Annotated in this window: 12 protein-coding genes and 3 pseudogenes; 4 read left to right on the top strand and 11 right to left on the bottom strand. The window is 68.0% G+C overall.

Annotated features, from left to right (window positions below):
• Positions 1-434: 434 nt before the first annotated feature.
• The 7 genes and pseudogenes from E1H18_RS19460 to E1H18_RS19430 all read right to left on the bottom strand — a co-directional run.
• The gene (locus E1H18_RS19460) at positions 435-752 is read right to left on the bottom strand and encodes a hypothetical protein (RefSeq protein WP_172271536.1); all 318 of its coding nucleotides are present in this window, start codon (positions 750-752) and stop codon (positions 435-437) included.
• Positions 753-1,095: 343 nt separating this feature from the next.
• Positions 1,096-1,443, bottom strand: coding sequence for a hypothetical protein (locus E1H18_RS19455; protein WP_172271534.1), 348 nt, complete (start codon positions 1,441-1,443; stop codon positions 1,096-1,098).
• 95 nt (positions 1,444-1,538) lie between these two features.
• On the bottom strand, positions 1,539-3,032 hold the full coding sequence (locus tag E1H18_RS19450; RefSeq protein ID WP_172271533.1) for a Ppx/GppA phosphatase family protein: 1,494 nt from the start codon (positions 3,030-3,032) through the stop codon (positions 1,539-1,541).
• A gap of 86 nt (positions 3,033-3,118) precedes the next feature.
• The gene (locus E1H18_RS19445; RefSeq protein ID WP_172271531.1) at positions 3,119-3,505 is read right to left on the bottom strand and encodes a hypothetical protein; all 387 of its coding nucleotides are present in this window, start codon (positions 3,503-3,505) and stop codon (positions 3,119-3,121) included.
• Positions 3,502-5,727 (bottom strand): RNA degradosome polyphosphate kinase, encoded by a 2,226-nt coding sequence (locus E1H18_RS19440; RefSeq protein ID WP_172271529.1) that lies wholly within the window; start codon positions 5,725-5,727, stop codon positions 3,502-3,504. Before E1H18_RS19440 ends, E1H18_RS19445 begins: the two co-directional genes overlap by 4 nt.
• A gap of 246 nt (positions 5,728-5,973) precedes the next feature.
• Complete coding sequence (locus tag E1H18_RS19435; RefSeq protein WP_172271527.1) at positions 5,974-6,633, bottom strand: chromosomal replication initiator DnaA; 660 nt, start codon at positions 6,631-6,633, stop codon at positions 5,974-5,976.
• A 143-nt stretch (positions 6,634-6,776) separates the two neighbouring features.
• A pseudogene (locus tag E1H18_RS19430) lies at positions 6,777-6,895 on the bottom strand (hypothetical protein); the annotation flags it as partial.
• An 874-nt stretch (positions 6,896-7,769) separates the two neighbouring features.
• Here E1H18_RS19430 and E1H18_RS19425 point away from each other — a divergent pair.
• Entirely contained in the window at positions 7,770-8,495 is a 726-nt protein-coding gene (locus E1H18_RS19425; protein WP_172271526.1) for an EcsC family protein, read from the top strand.
• Between the two features lie 5 nt (positions 8,496-8,500).
• On the opposite strand, the pseudogene E1H18_RS26910 reads toward E1H18_RS19425, so the two are convergent.
• A pseudogene (locus E1H18_RS26910) lies at positions 8,501-8,587 on the bottom strand (hypothetical protein); the annotation flags it as partial.
• A gap of 552 nt (positions 8,588-9,139) precedes the next feature.
• Here E1H18_RS26910 and E1H18_RS27380 point away from each other — a divergent pair.
• Positions 9,140-9,333 (top strand): annotated as a pseudogene (locus tag E1H18_RS27380) (hypothetical protein).
• Here the strand turns inward: E1H18_RS27380 and parE are convergent.
• From parE to E1H18_RS19410, 3 genes are all read right to left on the bottom strand, one after another.
• Positions 9,287-11,395 (bottom strand): DNA topoisomerase IV subunit B, encoded by a 2,109-nt coding sequence (gene parE, locus E1H18_RS19420; RefSeq protein ID WP_172271524.1) that lies wholly within the window; start codon positions 11,393-11,395, stop codon positions 9,287-9,289. The pseudogene E1H18_RS27380 and the gene parE overlap by 47 nt on opposite strands.
• A gap of 105 nt (positions 11,396-11,500) precedes the next feature.
• Positions 11,501-12,853 carry an amidohydrolase family protein gene (locus E1H18_RS19415; RefSeq protein WP_172271522.1) on the bottom strand — a complete coding sequence of 451 codons (1,353 nt, stop codon included), beginning with the start codon at positions 12,851-12,853 and terminating at the stop codon, positions 11,501-11,503.
• Positions 12,853-14,304, bottom strand: coding sequence for an amidohydrolase (locus E1H18_RS19410; RefSeq protein WP_172271514.1), 1,452 nt, complete (start codon positions 14,302-14,304; stop codon positions 12,853-12,855). Before E1H18_RS19410 ends, E1H18_RS19415 begins: the two co-directional genes overlap by 1 nt.
• Before the next feature lie 84 nt (positions 14,305-14,388).
• On the opposite strand from E1H18_RS19410, the gene E1H18_RS19405 reads away from it, so the two are divergent.
• Positions 14,389-14,733, top strand: coding sequence for a Kazal-type serine protease inhibitor domain-containing protein (locus E1H18_RS19405; RefSeq protein WP_172271513.1), 345 nt, complete (start codon positions 14,389-14,391; stop codon positions 14,731-14,733).
• Positions 14,730-15,116: an antibiotic biosynthesis monooxygenase gene (locus E1H18_RS19400; protein WP_172271511.1), complete on the top strand. Its 387-nt coding sequence runs from the start codon at positions 14,730-14,732 to the stop codon at positions 15,114-15,116. Before E1H18_RS19405 ends, E1H18_RS19400 begins: the two co-directional genes overlap by 4 nt.
• Positions 15,117-15,136 lie beyond the last annotated feature (20 nt).

Here is a 15,136-nt window from a genome sequence, read left to right as displayed (position 1 = left end):
TTTGGCGGTAGAATAGTGCTCGCTGCCGAACGTCAGACTACCGCCGGGGTTTGGATTTCGGACGGTTGGGCTGAGGCGTATGAGGCCGACGATCAAGTCGCGCTCGGGGAAGCTTTGCTTGGGGCGCTCGCTAGGTCGGCGATTGAGACACCTCATCCCACCGACTGGAAGGCTATCAAGTTTCCGGTACCGACCGTAGCAGGGGCCAGGAGCCTAAAAGCGTTCATGCAATCGGCGCAGCACGCTTCGGTGGAACAGCAAGATGGGAGGGTGGTTCTGCGGCCGTCCCGTAACTTGGGGTCCAAAGGATTTGAACCCACCGGCGACGCGCTAACAGTGGACGCTGACAAGTCTGATCAGATTGGGAAAGCGCTGCTAAGAGCGCTGACCGCCGAGGGATGACATAGCGTCGCCTAACCACCCATTGCGGACGTCTAGTGTACTTCCGAAAGGCGACGGACGAGAAACTCCGCTCGTTCTCTGACCGCAGGGCTGGGATCGTCGAGCATCGATTTGGCGAGCATCATGGCGTCGCCTATGGTCGCTCGCTTTTCGTAGAGAGCATCGGCGGCGACCTTACGAACCGCCGCAAAGCGGTCCGTGAGCGCCTCGCGGATCAAGGTTTCGACGTCGTGGGTTAGGCTGAGAGGCCGGGTAGCGGTCACCGCTATTCGCTTCCGGATTCCATACGTCTTATCGACCCATGCCCAATCAAAACCTGTCGTCCAGCGCGCTTGGTTGGAAACGAGCATTTCGAGAGCCACCGCCCTTACCGACGGATGTCGCGCGCGCCGGACCAAGTATGGCAGGTAGGGGTCTAGCGACGGAAATCGAGCGGCCATTCTCAAGATGCTCCCGCCTGGGCCAGTTCTCAGCTCACCTATGCTCCCACTGAGGTGCTCGGCGACATCGGGCCTCGCCAGCGCATCGTCCAAGACTCCGGATTCATCGTCCCAACGGGTCCACATAAAGCGCCGGGCCAAGAGATAAGGCGCAGCGGCGGCCACGACCTCGGGAGGGGTGAGCGGAAAAAGCCGGGATGCCGCTTCGCGCGCCGAGACTCGTACGACCGAAACCCAATCGTTGAGCCGCAGGCTAATGGCGATGAACTCTGAGGCCGTCGCGGGCGGCTCGATCAACGCTGCGCAGCGCAGGCTCACGAATTCTTCCGTTCGAGTGGAAAGCTAGCAGCCAGGCGAGGCGGGGATGCTGACGCATCAGCGCCATCGCGCGGGGACGCGCGTCGATGTACTGGCTAAAAAGGGACGCGCAGAGTTCTGGCCCGAGATGGATGACATCTTCAGGACGCGCGTGGAACAGAGCCGCCAATTTCCGGAACACATCTTCGGACGTCAGCGGCGAGGTAGAGGCAATGAACGCGTCTACATCGAAGCCGTCCTCCCGAGTGGGAGCTTTCGTCTTGTGAAAGATAAGGCGGATCAACCTGGAGAGCATGTCGCCATCGGTAACCCGTTCCAGGAAGCGGCGCTATCCCGTGGCGGCTTCCCACCCATCGCCGACATCAGCGGCGTAGGCCTCTATCCCGTGACGATTTTCGGCTTCAGGCCCAGGTGCTGCGCCGCCGTGTTGGCGCGCTTGCTGGTCTGTTCGCCCAGCAGGATGTCGGCGAAGCCGGGTTCGGCGGTGACCACCAGATGGTTCTTGTCCAGCGTCAGGCGCGAGTGGGCCAGCAGGCTGGGGCTGCGGCCCGAGAGGTCGCAGGCCAGGCGCATGGTGGCGCCCAGGGCGCGGGCGCGCTTTAGCTGCGCTGGGGTAAGCAGACGCTCCAGCGTCGCCAGTTCCGGCGGGTGGAAATTGGTGGCGTGGCGGGCGTGGGCGGCCACGGCCAGGTAGCAGCGCTCGTCGTGGGCCATGCCCGCGATCGGGGCGCGCAGCACCTGCTCGAACACGAGATCGGCGCGATGGTCCGGGTGCAGGCGCGCGCCCAGGTCCGACAGGCGGCTGGCGGCCGCCGTCAGCACGCTGTCGCGCTCGCCGAACAGCGGCGGCAGGGTGCGGAAGGCCGGGGTGATCCAGGCGTCCAGCGCCGGGCCCAGGTCGTCGGCGACGCCCTGGCGCGCGCCCAGGGCGTCGCAGCCCTCGATCAGCGGGTCCAGCCCGCGTACGCGCGGCGGCATGGCCTCGAACAGCAGGCCCTCGCGCACGCCGAAGGCCGAGATTTCGATACGCTTCAGCTGCAGGTGCTCGATCAGCGTCTCCAGCACCACGGCCGCGTAGGGCAGGGTCTCCGAGCGTTTCTTGCTCATGCCCTCGATGCGCTCGAGCGAGCTCTTGGACTGGTGGGCGACCAGGCGGGCGGCCTGCAGGGCCTCCTGGGCGTCGATCTGGTACTGGTGGACGACGTGCAGCGGGTAGCCCGACAGCCGCATGTGCAGCAGCGCCAGATTGCGCCAGGCGCCGCCCACGGCGTGGAAGGTGTCGGTGCGGAAGTCGGCGGCCACCGGCGCGATCCGCTCGCGGGCCAGACGGCGCACGCGCTCGGGATCGAAGGGGCTGCCTTGCGGGCCGGCCAGGCTGAACGGGCCCAGCGGCAGGGTTACGCCCTGGCCGGCGCCCGTGGGGTTCAGGCGGATGAGCTCGAGGCTGGCCCCGCCCAGGTCGCCGACCACGCCCTCGGCGTCCGGCGCGCCGGCCAGTACGCCGACGGCGGCGTAGTGGGCCTCTTCCTCGCCGGTCAGGACGCGGACGGAAAAGCCGGTCTCTTCGCGCACGCGGCGGATGAAGTCGGGGCCGTCCTTGGCTTCGCGGGCGGCGGCGGTGGCGACGGCGAAGACCTCGGCCGGCTTGACCGCCTCCAGCACGGCGCGAAAGCGCTTCAGCGCCTGCAGCGTCTGGATCACGCCCTCAGGCGACAGCCGGCCGGTCTTGGCCAGGTCGCGGCCCAGGCCCGCCAGGACCTTCTCGTTGAAGACGGTCCAGATGGCGCGGCCTTCCAGCCGGTACACCACCAGGCGCACCGAGTTTGAACCGATATCGATGACCGCCGCGTCGCGCGGCGCCGGGAAGGGCATGGGGCTGCTTTAGCCTATTCGGCGGACGGTGGAAGCGCTGCTGATCATTTTCCGTGGGGAAGAAACGCGCGGAAAGCCTTTTCCGCTCACGGATTGATGCGGCAGGCCACGGTTTGCCAGCCGGCGCCGTCGTCGCGGTGATAGCAGGTGCCGTAGCCCAGCGGCCGCCCGTTCGCCCGCTGGCCGCCCTTGGTCAGGGCCCACGGACCAGGACCGATCAGGATCATGTCGGTCGTGTCGGCTTGGCGCGGGCAGCGGCCCCACCAGCGGATGCCGCCGCCCGGCAGGACGCCCGGACCGTAGACGTCGCCTCGCGTCTGGGCGGCCTGCTCGATGTCCGGCGCGATCCCGAAGGCGTCGACGCCGGGACGGGCGGGCAGGGCCTGGATCGCGCAGATGTCCGCCTGCCGCCCCGGCTCGGGCGCGCAGGCGGTCAGGACCACGAGCGGCAGAGCGGCGAGGGCGAGCCTCACCGCTTGCGCTTGGGTCCCACGTGGTCGAACGCCCGCGGCAGGTCGCGCGCGCCGTGGCCGCGGCCCGACAGGCTGGGATTGGTCATGAAGTAGTCGTGGGCCGAGAACGCGCCCTTGCTGGCCCAGGCCGGGTCGCGGGCGTAGTCGCCCTCGCTGTCCAGCTTCCAGCTCTGGGCCTCGTCGTTGAGGTTGGCGACCATGATCTGGTCCAGCACCTGCTGGTGCACGGTCGGGTTCTCGATCGGCACCAGGCTCTCGACGCGGCGGTCCAGGTTGCGCGGCATCCAGTCGGCCGAGCTGATGAACACCCGCGTTTGGGCGCTGGGCAGCGGTCCACCGTTCGCAAAAGCCACCACGCGGGTGTGCTCCAGGAAGCGGCCCACGATCGACTTGACCCGGATGTTCTCCGACAGGCCGACGATGCCCGGCCGCAGGCAGCAGATGCCGCGCACGACCAGATCGATCTGCACGCCCGCCTGGCTGGCGGCGTAGAGGGCGTCGATGACCTGCGGATCGACGACCGCGTTCATCTTGGCCCAGATCCCGGCCGGCTTGCCCGCGCGCGCCGCATCCGCCTCGGCCTCGATCATCCGCAGCAGGTCGGGCTTGAGCGTGTGGGGCGAGAACGACAGCTTCTCCAGCCGCCCGGGCAGGGCGTAGCCGGTGATGAAGTTGAACAGCTTGCCGCCGTCGCGGCCCAGGGCCGGGTCGCAGGTGAACAGGGAAAGGTCGGTGTAAACCTTGGCCGTCTGCGGGTGATAGTTGCCGGTGCCGAAGTGGCAGTAGCTGCGCAGATTGTTGTCGCCCTCGCGGCGCACCACCACCGACAGCTTGGCGTGGGTCTTCCAGTCGACGAAGCCGAACACCACGTGCACGCCGGCCCGCTCCAGGTCGCGCGCCCACTTGAGGTTATTCTCCTCGTCGAAGCGCGCCTTGATCTCGACCAGGGCCGTGACGTTCTTGCCGTTGTCGGCCGCCTCGATCAGGGCCGCCACGATCGGGCTGTCCTTGGACGTTCGATACAGGGTCTGCTTGATCGCCAGCACGTTGGGATCGCGCGCGGCCTGGCGCAGGAACTGCACCACCACGTCGAAGCTCTCGAACGGGTGGTGGACCAGGATGTCCTTCTCGCGGATCGCCGCGAAGCAGTCGCCGCCATGGTCGCGGATGCGCTCGGGGAAGCGGGCGTTGAAGGGCGGGAACTTCAGGTCCGGACGATCCGGCGGGATCAGCTCCGACATCTGGGCCAGACCCAGCTTGCCGTCGACCAGCACCACGTCTTCCGGCTCGGCGCGCAGGCCCTCGATGATGAAGTCGCGCAGGTCCGGCGGCATGGTCGTCTGGATCTTGACCCGCACCACGGCGCCCAGGCGACGCTTCTTCAGCTGCGCCTCGAACTCGCGGACCAGGTCCTCGGCCTCTTCCTCGATTTCCAGGTCGCTGTCGCGGATCAGGCGGAACAGGCCGCGGCCCTCGACCTCGTAGCCGGGGAACAGGTGCTCCAGGAACAGGATGATGAAGCTTTCCAGCGCCACGATCTTGCGCTGGCGTTTCTTGCCGCGCGTGACGACGGAACTCAGCTCCCAGAACCGGCGCACCTGCGAGGGGATCGGCGCCAGGGCGTACAGGTGCTTGTCGTCGGCGATCCGGCGCAGCTTCAGCGCCAGGCAGAAGCCCAGGTTCGGAATGAACGGGAACGGGTGGGCCGGGTCGATCGCCAGCGGCGTCAGCACCGGGAAGATCTGGTTGCGGAAGATCTCCTCGGCCCGCTTGCGGTCTTCGCCCTCGATATCCTTGGCGTCCAGCAGCTTCAGGCCCTCGTCCCACAGCTGGGTGCGGACCTGGCGCCAGATCTTCTGTTGCTCGGCCATCAGCTCGAAGGCCGAGGCGTTGATGCGGTTCAGCTGCTCGCCCGGCGTCAGGCCGTCCTGGCTGACCACCCGCACGCCCTCGCGCACCTGGCCCTTCAGGCCGGCCACGCGCACCATGTAGAATTCGTCGAGATTGTTGGCCGAGATCGACAGGAACCGCAGCCGCTCCAGCAGCGGGTGGCGCGGATTGCTGCTCTCCTCCAGGACCCGCTGGTTGAAGGCCAGCCACGACAGCTCGCGATTGAAGAACCGCTCGGGCGAGGCCATCAGCTCGGCGTCGAGCGCCAGGGGCGCGGAATCTTCAGCTTGCGGAGCGATGGCGGGCGCGGTCAGGGCGGTAATCTCGTTCATGGGGTCACTTTAGACGCGAGTGTGTTCCGCCATGGTGAACGAGGCAAGTGACGACAGAGCGACAAAGTCTTTCGGAGCAAGGACTTCGCCGCTCACCCCAAACCCGTTTCCCCGGCGAAGGCCGGGGCCCAGATCCATCCTGGGCGGTTTGGGTTGATCCGGGATGCGCCCTGCAGGCCCGTCGGGCGTCTATGGGTTCGATCTGGGCCCCGGCCTTCGCCGGGGAGATCGGGGGGGAGAAGGGCTCTACCCCTCCTCATCCCCCTCGAAATCCCCCAGCACTTCCCGCGCCAGGGCCTTGTTCAGCTCGCGCCGCTGCTGCGCCGCGGCCTCGTCCAGCAGGTCGGCCGCCGCGATGGCCTCGGCCGCCGAGCGCGGCAGGCGCGACAGCAGATAGGGATAGAGGTCGGGATCGGGCTTCAGCAGCCGTTGCGCGAAGGCCCGCCGCAGCACCGCCTCCAGCACCGCGTCATCGGGCGGCGCGATCGTCGCTACCGAGAGAGCGTTCAGCCGCGAGCGCAGGTCCGGCACCGCCGTCGCCCAGGCCAGCGGCGCCTCGCGGCCGGTCAGCAGCACGGTCCCGCCATCGACCCCGGCCATGTTGAGGATGTGGAACAGCGCCTCGTCAGCGCGCTGGTCGGCGTTCTCGACCAGCACGGCCCGGCCGCGCAGGGCGGGGAGGTCCGCGTCGCCCTCGATCACGACCGCGTCGACGGCCTCCGCCCAGGCCCGGGCCAGATGCGTCTTCCCACACCCCGCCGGCCCGACCAGCGCCAGCCGCCCCTCGGGCCAGGCCGGCCAGCCGTCCAGCAGCGCGACGGCGTCGCCATTGCTGGGCGAGACAGCGAAGTCCTCCCGAGCATAGGTCGGCGCAGCGGCCAGCGGCAGTCTGAACTGGGTGGACAAGCCTGGGGGTCCGGGCGTGGTGAATATGCGCTCAAGCATATAGGCCGCGTCGCGGGTTAGGGCGAGGCGGCGGGGCTGGGGATCGTGGGGATGGAAGGGCAGGGGGTGTGGATGGGGACCGTTCGGGCGAGGCGGATAGCCTCTGCGTCCTTCGAGGCCCGCTGCGCGGGCGCCTCAGGATGAGGCCCTAGGTTCCTGATACCTCATCCTGAGGTGCGAGCCGAAGGCGAGCCTCGAAGGACGCACAGCGCTGTGGGGGCAGACGGTCCGAGCGTCAGAGATTGGTGATGAGCTGTCCAAGTACCTGAGTGATCCCGCCGGCAACCCTAGGCTTCCCACGTCGAAACCCGATGCCGCTCTTCTAGAGCTCTGCTAAGGTTAAGCATCTGAGCCCGAGGCCCATATGCACGAACTAATCGATCTTCTTGCCCGAACTCAGTTCCAGAACTCCCTAGCTTCGGGGCTCATTCTCTTGGTCCTGGGGCTGCTGGTAAAGGCGTTCGACCCACGCCCCAAAGTGCTCTGGGGCGTCTCTCACGAGTTCCACTTCGCCCTACCGGCCAGACCGGGCGCGGAGGGACAGCCGCCTGCACCGCCAGTAACGGTTCGGACCCAGACCATTTTTGTACACAACGTCGGCCGCGCTCCAGCCAAGGAGGTTGAAGTCTTCCTCGGGATGGAACCACAGCACTATCAGTTGTGGCCTCTAGTCAATTACGGATCGACGCGGACCCCTGAGAACTTTTATGTCGTCCAGGTCCCCAACCTCGGTCACAAGGAGCACTTCACGATGGAGGTGCTTCAGGTCAACGCAGACCTTCCGTTTGTCCAGCGAGTTCGGACGGACCAAGGTGAGGCTGCACGCGTGCCGCTGCTTCCGCAGCGTGTCTTCTCTGGCTGGGTTCATGCGGTGAGTTGGGTTCTGTTGCTGCTCGGGGCATGGACTGCGCTCCGCCTAGCGCTTGATTTCCTCCGGTCGACCGGTGGGCACTAGGGGCTACTGGACCCTGTTTGCTTTGGATCGTGAGCCGACATCGAGCGTGGGACCGAAACCTCGTCCTTCGACAGGCTCAGGCTAAAGTAGCTCTCATCCTGAGCCTGTCGAAGGACGAGGGCGGACCCGCTAGAGTGGCCGCATGACTCTCTCTCCCGACATCCTCGCCTGGCGCGCCGAGATCCTGCAGCCGCCCGGCGCGCTGAACGGCGTCGCTCGCGCCGCGCAGCAGCGGATCAACCGTCTCATCCCCGAGAAGGTCCATGCCGCGGTCACGGCCGGGATCTCCGGCATGACGCGGGCGATGCTGACGGGGGCGGACTTCGCGACGGGGTCGCCGTTGATCGGGCTGCCGCTGGACGAACGCCGCGCCAAGGCGGCCAAGGCGATTGACGGCTGGAAGAAGGCGGCGGCGGCCGAGGGCGGGGTGACCGGGGCCGGGGGCTTCCTGCTGGCGGCGGCCGACTTCCCGCTGCTGATGAGCTTCAAGATCAAGCTGTTGTTCGAGATCGCCGCGATCTTCGGCCATGACGGGACAGAGCTGCCCGAGCGCCTGTTCATCCTGCATATCTTCGAGCTGGCGTTCTCGGACGCGGCGCATCGGGCCGGGGTGATGGCGGCGCTGGACGACTGGGAGGCGCGGCCGCATCCGGCCCACCTGAACGACTTCGACTGGCGGGCCTTCCAGCAGCAGTATCGCGACCATATCGACCTGGCCAAGCTGGCCCAGTTCATCCCCGTGGTCGGCGCGCCGCTGGGGGCGATCGTCAACTGGCGGCTGGTGGAGCGGCTGGGGCATACGGCGGTGATGGCGTATCGGATGCGGGCCGAGCAGGGGGCGGGTGAGACCTTGCCGGCTCGCACCTAATCATCCTCGTCATCCCGCGCTTTATGCGCGGGACCCATCTGTCCGCCGCAGGTGAAGTGCGGGCTCACGTTCTCACATGGAAGCTGAACCATGGGTCCCGCGCATAAAGCGCGGGATGACGATGGGGGACGTGCATTGGAGCGTCTGAACGCTCGGCGTTCGCGATCTCGTACCCAATGAAATCAATCGCTTGTCGATTTCTCGCGCCATCGAATGATCCGCGTTCAGCGCGGCCCCATAATCACTTGGTCCCCGTCGCAAGGGGAGGGCGCTTGGATCCGGCCCAAAGCGGCGATGGGGATAGGTTGAGCGGGGCCGCTGGGGGTCCTGGAAGCTCGAAAGTCGCTCCGTCTGTACTCTTTAGGCAGATCGGTTGGCGAACGGGCAGTTTCCGGGATCAAGCCTTCAGCGGAGCGACAGGGCGGTGACCGTTAAAGCCGCCTATCGTGGACTGTCGGGCTGGAGACGGATGTAGCCGATCCAGTTGGTCCGCGCCCGTCCGGGGGTTCTTGGGGTCCCGAGCACACAACGCTCACGCCCCCCTACCTCACGGGCAAGAACAACCTGGCGGAGCGGACTCGCGAGCCGAAACACAAACAAACCTCACGGTCTCCGGGTTCGCCCGGCCGCTCCGTCGCCTCCCCATGCACCTTCAGCGGGTTCGCCGCGTGAAGCCGAGACGCCGTGCGTCCTTCGAGGCTCGGCTTCGCCGCGCACCTCAGGATGAGGGATTTTCTGAAGTCCTCATCCTGAGGCGCCCGCGGAGCGGGCCTCGAAGGACGCACGGCGGATCAGAGATCCAGGTCCGCCGACGCGAACTCGGCGTTTTCCTGGATGAAGCGGAACCGCAGCTCGGGCTTCCGACCCATCAGGGTCTCGACCAGGCTTTCCACCGCCTCTTCCGAGCGCGGCAGGGTCACGCGGGCCAGGGTGCGCTTCTTGGGGTCCATGGTGGTCTCCTTCAGCTGGGAGGCCATCATCTCGCCCAGGCCCTTGAAGCGGCTGATCTCGGGCTTCTTGTTCTTGAAGACCGTGGCCAGCAGCTCGTCCTTGTGGCCGTCGTCGCGGGCGTATTCGCTCTTGCCGCCGTGGGCGATGCGGTAGAGCGGCGGCAGGGCCAGATAGAGGTGACCCTGGCGGATCACGTCCGGCATGGTGCGGTAGAAGAAGGTGATCAGCAGGCTGGCGATGTGGGCGCCGTCGACGTCGGCGTCGGTCATGATGATGATGCGGTCGTATCGCAGGTCTTCCTCGCGATACTTGTTCCCGCCCTGGGCCCCCAGGGCCAGCATCAGGTCCGACAGCTCCTTGTTGGCGGTGAACTTCTCGCCGCTGGCGCTGGCCACGTTGAGGATCTTGCCGCGCAGGGGCAGGATGGCCTGGTACTTGCGGTCGCGAGCCTGCTTGGCGGAACCACCGGCCGAGTCGCCTTCGACGATGAAGAGTTCGGCGCCGTCCACCGCGCCGCCGGCGCAGTCGGCCAGCTTGCCCGGGAGGCGGAGCTTCCGGGTGGCGCTGGCGCGGGTGACCTCTTTGTCCTTGCGGCGCTTGAGGCGCTCCTCGGCCCGCTCGATGACGAACTCCAGCAGGGCCTGGGCGTTCTTGGGGCTGGAGGTCAGCCACAGGTCGAACGGGTCGCGCAGGGCGGCCTCGACGAAGCGCTGGGCCTCGGTCGTGGACAGCTTTTCCTTGGTCTGGCCCTGGAATTCCGGGTTCTTGATGAACACAGAGATCAGGGCGCCGGCCTGGGCGACCACGTCGTCGGCGGTGATGATCGTGCCGCGCTTCTCGCCCTTGAGGTCGGCATAGGCTTTCAGGCCGCGCGTCAGGGCGGCGCGGAAGCCGCTCTCGTGGGTGCCGCCTTCGGGGGTGGGAACGGTATTACAGTACGACTGCATGAAGCCGTCGTGCTCGCCGAAGCCCTGGGGCGTCCAGCTGACGGCCCACTCGACCGCGCCGGCCTCGCCCTGGCGCTCGATGCGGCCCGAGAAGCTTTCGGGCGTGACGGTGTTGAGGCCCTTGGTGCGCTCGGCCAGGAAGTCGGCCAGGCCGTTGGGGAAGTGGAAGACCGCGTCGGGCGGGGTCTGGTCATGGATCCGCGAGGGATCGCAGGACCATTTGATCTGCACGCCGCGGAAGAGATAGGCCTTGGAGCGGGCCATGCGGTACAGGCGCGCCGGCTTGAAGCCGACGCCCTCGCCGAAGATCTCGTCGTCGGGCTTGAAGCGCACCATGGTGCCCTTCTTGCGCGACGGGCCCAGTTGCTCGATCGGGCCCAGCGGCTTGCCGCGCGAGAAGACCTGCAGGTGCTCGAAGCCGTCGCGCCAGACGGTGACCTCGACGCGCTCGGACAGGGCGTTGACGACGGAGGCGCCGACGCCGTGCAGGCCGCCGGAGGTCTCGTAGGCCTTGCCGGTGAACTTACCGCCGGCGTGCAGGACGGTCATGATGACCTCCAGCGCCGACTTGCCCGGGTACTTGGGGTGGGGGTCCACGGGCATGCCGCGACCGTCGTCCTTGACCGACAAATAGCCGTCGGCGTCGAGCTTGACCTCGATGGTCTTGGCGAAGCCGGCCACGGCCTCGTCCATCGAGTTGTCGAGCACTTCGGCGAACAGATGGTGCAGCGCCCGCTCGTCGGTGCCGCCGATGTACATGCCGGGGCGCTTGCGGACGGGCTCCAGCCCTTCCAGCACCTCGATGTCGGCGGCCGAGTATTCGCCGGGCGCGTTGGTCTTGCCGGCCGGCGGGGGCGGAGGCGGCTCTTTCGAGGGCGGGGGCGGCGGGATCGGGCGCGGCGTCGGTTCGACGTGCGGCTCCACGCTGGCCTGGAACGGCGCGGCGGGGACGGGCGCCAGGGCCTCGTCGTCGAACAGGGAGGGGGTCTTGTCGGAGGACATCGGCGGAAGTCTAGGCGATTCGGGTGCAGGGGCCTCGTATGCGGCGAGCGGCTTCCACTGAAAAGCGAAATCCGCCCCCAGCGCGAGCCGGGGGCGGAGGTCGGTCTAGCGGTAGGCGGCGGGGTAGCCGCTCTGGTCGCTGCTGGCGTAGCGGTCGCGCAGCTGGGTCTGGCGGCTGTCCTGCGGCTGCTCGACGCCGGCGACGAAGACGTTCAGCGGCCAGCTGGTCGTCTCCAGCGGATCGCCGTTCCAGACCACCACGTCGGCCTGCTTGCCCACGTCCAGCGAGCCGATCTTGCCGTCCTGGCCCCAGATCCTGGCCGGGATCAGGGTCACGCCGGCCAGGGCGGCCGCATAGGGCAAGCCGTTGGCCACCGCGAGGCCGGCGTTCAGCCGCTCCTGGCGCAGGTTGTTGAAGTCTCGCGAGCCATTGATCGCCACGCTGACGCCGGCGGCGTGCAGCCGGGCGGCGTTGTCGAGGCGCGAGCCCAGGGTCTCGAAGCTGTCGGGCAGGTCGGCCTGGGCGTCGACGATCACGGGCACGCCGGCCTTGGCGATTTCCGGAGCGACCATCCAGCCCTCCTCGGCGCCTTCCAGGATGATGCGGATCTTCTCATCGGCCGCCAGCTTCAGGGCCTGGCGGATGTCGGCGGCGCGGGAGACGCGGATCAGCAGCGGGACCTTGCCCTGCACGACCGGGATCAGGGCGGCCAGATCCAGGCGCGACAGGCCGAAGTCGCGGGTCGCGCCCTGCTCGAACGCGGTGCGGCGGGCGGCGAAGGCCCGGGCGTCCTCGAGCGCCGAACGGATCAGGATCAGGCTGGCGCCGCGCGAACCGCCGGCGGCGCGGGCGCCGCTCTGGCCGAGCGAGACGGTGACGGCCAGCTTGGAGGCCTCGACGATATCGGGCGCGCCGGCCTTCAGGCGGATGAACGCGGCCTGGCCGCCGAACAGGGGCGGATCGCCCGCGCCGTCCTTGCCGGCGGTCATCTCCTCGACCTCGCCGTCGTCGGCATGGACGTGAGCGCCGGCGCCGCTGCCCGACAGGACGGGCGTGACAGCCGAGCTGGTGATCCCGCCGTCGCGGGCCAGGCCGATCATCGGCGACATCGGATTGACGCCGTAGGCGATGTCGAAGGCGGCCGACAGGGCGTTGCCGGTGCCGTCGTCGCGGGTCTCACGCACCCCGCCGATCTCGGACGCGCCGAGGTTCGAGGACGGGGCGACCAGGCCGGGGGTGACGACCCCGCCCTTGGCGTCGATGACCTTGGCGCCGGCCGGCACCGGGACGTTGGCGCCGACGGCGGCGATCTTGCCGTCGCGGATCACCAGGGTCCCGGCCGGGATGGCGGCGCTGGAGACCGGCTCGATGCGGGCGTTGACGATGGCGATCGTTTCAGCGGCTGCGGGGAGGGCGAGCGCAGCGGCGGCGCTGGCGAGAAGCAGTGACCGGATCATCAGTTGAACGCTCCCTGGCCGGGCTGGCCGAGCTCGAAATCGGACTTGGGCTGGAAGCGCTTGTCCTTGCGGTCGTAGATCAGGGCGCCGTCGACGAAGACCTGCTCGGCCTGGGCGTAGACGCTGAACGGGTCACGGCTCCAGACCACCAGGTCGGCGGCCTTGCCGGCTTCGAGGCTGCCGGTCTTGCCGTCGATGCCCATGGACTTGGCCGGGTTGGCGGTGATCCACTTGATCGCCTCGGCGCGGCTGATGCCGTAGCCCAGCTTGTTGCCGGCGGTCATGGCGATGGCGGCTTCCTGGTTCAGCCGCTGGGTCATGATCGGGTCGTCGGAGTGGATGACGACGCAGGCGCCGGCCTTCCACAGGATGGCGGCGTTGGCGTCGATGCCGTCCAGGCTTTCCATCTTGAAGCCGGTCCACGACGACCAGGTCGCCGAGCAGATGCCTTCGCGGGCCAGGAGAGGCGCGATCTTGTAGCTCTCCACCGCGTGGTGGAACATCGTGATCTTGTAGCCGAACTCCTTGGCGATATCGACCATCACGGCTTCCTCGTCGGCGCGGTAGCAGTGATTGTGCACCAGGATCTCGCCCTTCAGCACGCCGGCCAGGGTCTCCAGCTGCAGGTCGCGCTTGGGGGCGTCGCCCTTTTCGCCCTTCTGCTGCTTGGACCGATAGTCGTCCCACTTGCGGCTGTAGTCGGCCGCGTCGATCCAGGCCTTGCGATAGCCGAAGACGTTGCCCATCGCGGTGGAGGGCGAGCGGCCCTTGCCGCCATAGACGCGCTTGGGGTTCTCACCGCAGGCCATCTTCAGGCCGTAGGGCGCGTCGGGGAACTTCATGCCCTGCATGGTCAGGGACGGGACGTTCTTCAGCGTCACCGAGCGGCCGCCGAACAGGTTGGCCGAGCCGGGGAGGATCTGCAGGGTCGTGACGCCGCCGGCGCGGGCCCGGTTGAAGCCGGGGTCCTGCGGCCACACAGAATGCTCGGCCCAGACCTGGGCGGTGTTCGGGTCGGTGGCCTCGTTGCCGTCCGAGCGAGCCGAGACGCCGGGCGAGGGATAGACGCCCAGGTGGCTATGGGCGTCGATGATGCCAGGCGTGATCCACTTGCCCTTGGCGTCGATCACGGCGATGTCGGCCGGGATCGGGGTCTCCGGACCGCCGACCGAGGCGATCTTGCCGCCCGCGACGAAGATCACGCCATTGTCGATCTGCTGGCCCGTCGCGGTCAGGATCGTGGCGCCGACGAAGGCCGTCGGGCGCGAGGGCAGGGGCAGATAGGTCGACGGGAAGCCGCTCGACGCCTGGCCGTCCAGGCCCTTGGGCAGCGGCTTGGCCTCGGCCTTCTCGGCCGGCTTGGCGGGCGCTGTGGTCCCGGTGGTGGCGCAGGCGGAAAGCCCGATCGCCAGCAGGCTGGTGGCCATCGCCACGCTACGCCATCTGATCATGAAAAACCCCGACTCTCGAAGAGGCGGGAAGGACAGACGAAAAGAACCGGCTTATCAAGTCGTACCCGCTATCGGAGATTGCTCATGCGCCGTCTGCTCGCCTGCCTCGCCCTGATCCTGGTGACCGCGTGCAGCGCGCCGGGGCAGTCCACGCCGCCGCCGTCCGGCGGCCCGCGAACGCCCGTCGCCGAGGGCGGCATGTGCGGCGGATTCGCCGGCTTCCAGTGCCAGTCGGGCCTGACCTGCGAAATGAAGGTCGGCCAGTGCCGGACCGTCGCCGACGCGGCGGGTGTCTGCCGCAAGAAGCCGGATATGTGCCCGATGATCTACCAGCCGGTCTGCGGCTGCGACGGCAAGACCTATGGCAACGCCTGCCAGGCTGCCGGCGCCGGGGCTAGCGTCGCCGCCCAAGGCGAGTGCAAGGCGTGACGATCCTCGACCGGCGCGACGCCCTGGCCGGCGGCCTCGCCGCCGCCGCGTTCGCCTCCACCGCACAGGCTCAGGAGAGCAAACCGATGTATGGACTGATCGGCCAGATGCTGGCTGCGCCCGGCAAGCGCGACGAATTGCTGGCGATCCTGGGCGAGGGGACCGGCGATATGCCCGGCTGTCTATCCTACGTGATCGCCCGGGACCCGACCAACGCCGACGCTCTGTGGATCACCGAGGTCTGGACTGACAAGGACGCCCACGCCGCCTCGCTGAAGCTGCCGGGCGTGCAGGCCGCCATCGCCAAGGGCCGGCCATTGATCGCCGGCTTCCCGCAGCGCTTCGAGACCACGCCCGTCATCGGCCACGGGCTGAAAGCCTAGAACCCAAGAAAAAGGCCGCG

The sequence above is a fragment of the Caulobacter sp. RHG1 genome, from assembly GCF_013181195.1.
Lineage (GTDB): Bacteria > Pseudomonadota > Alphaproteobacteria > Caulobacterales > Caulobacteraceae > Caulobacter.
The sequence above is the reverse complement of the archived record's forward strand: the minus strand, read 5'-3'. Positions and strand labels throughout refer to the sequence as shown.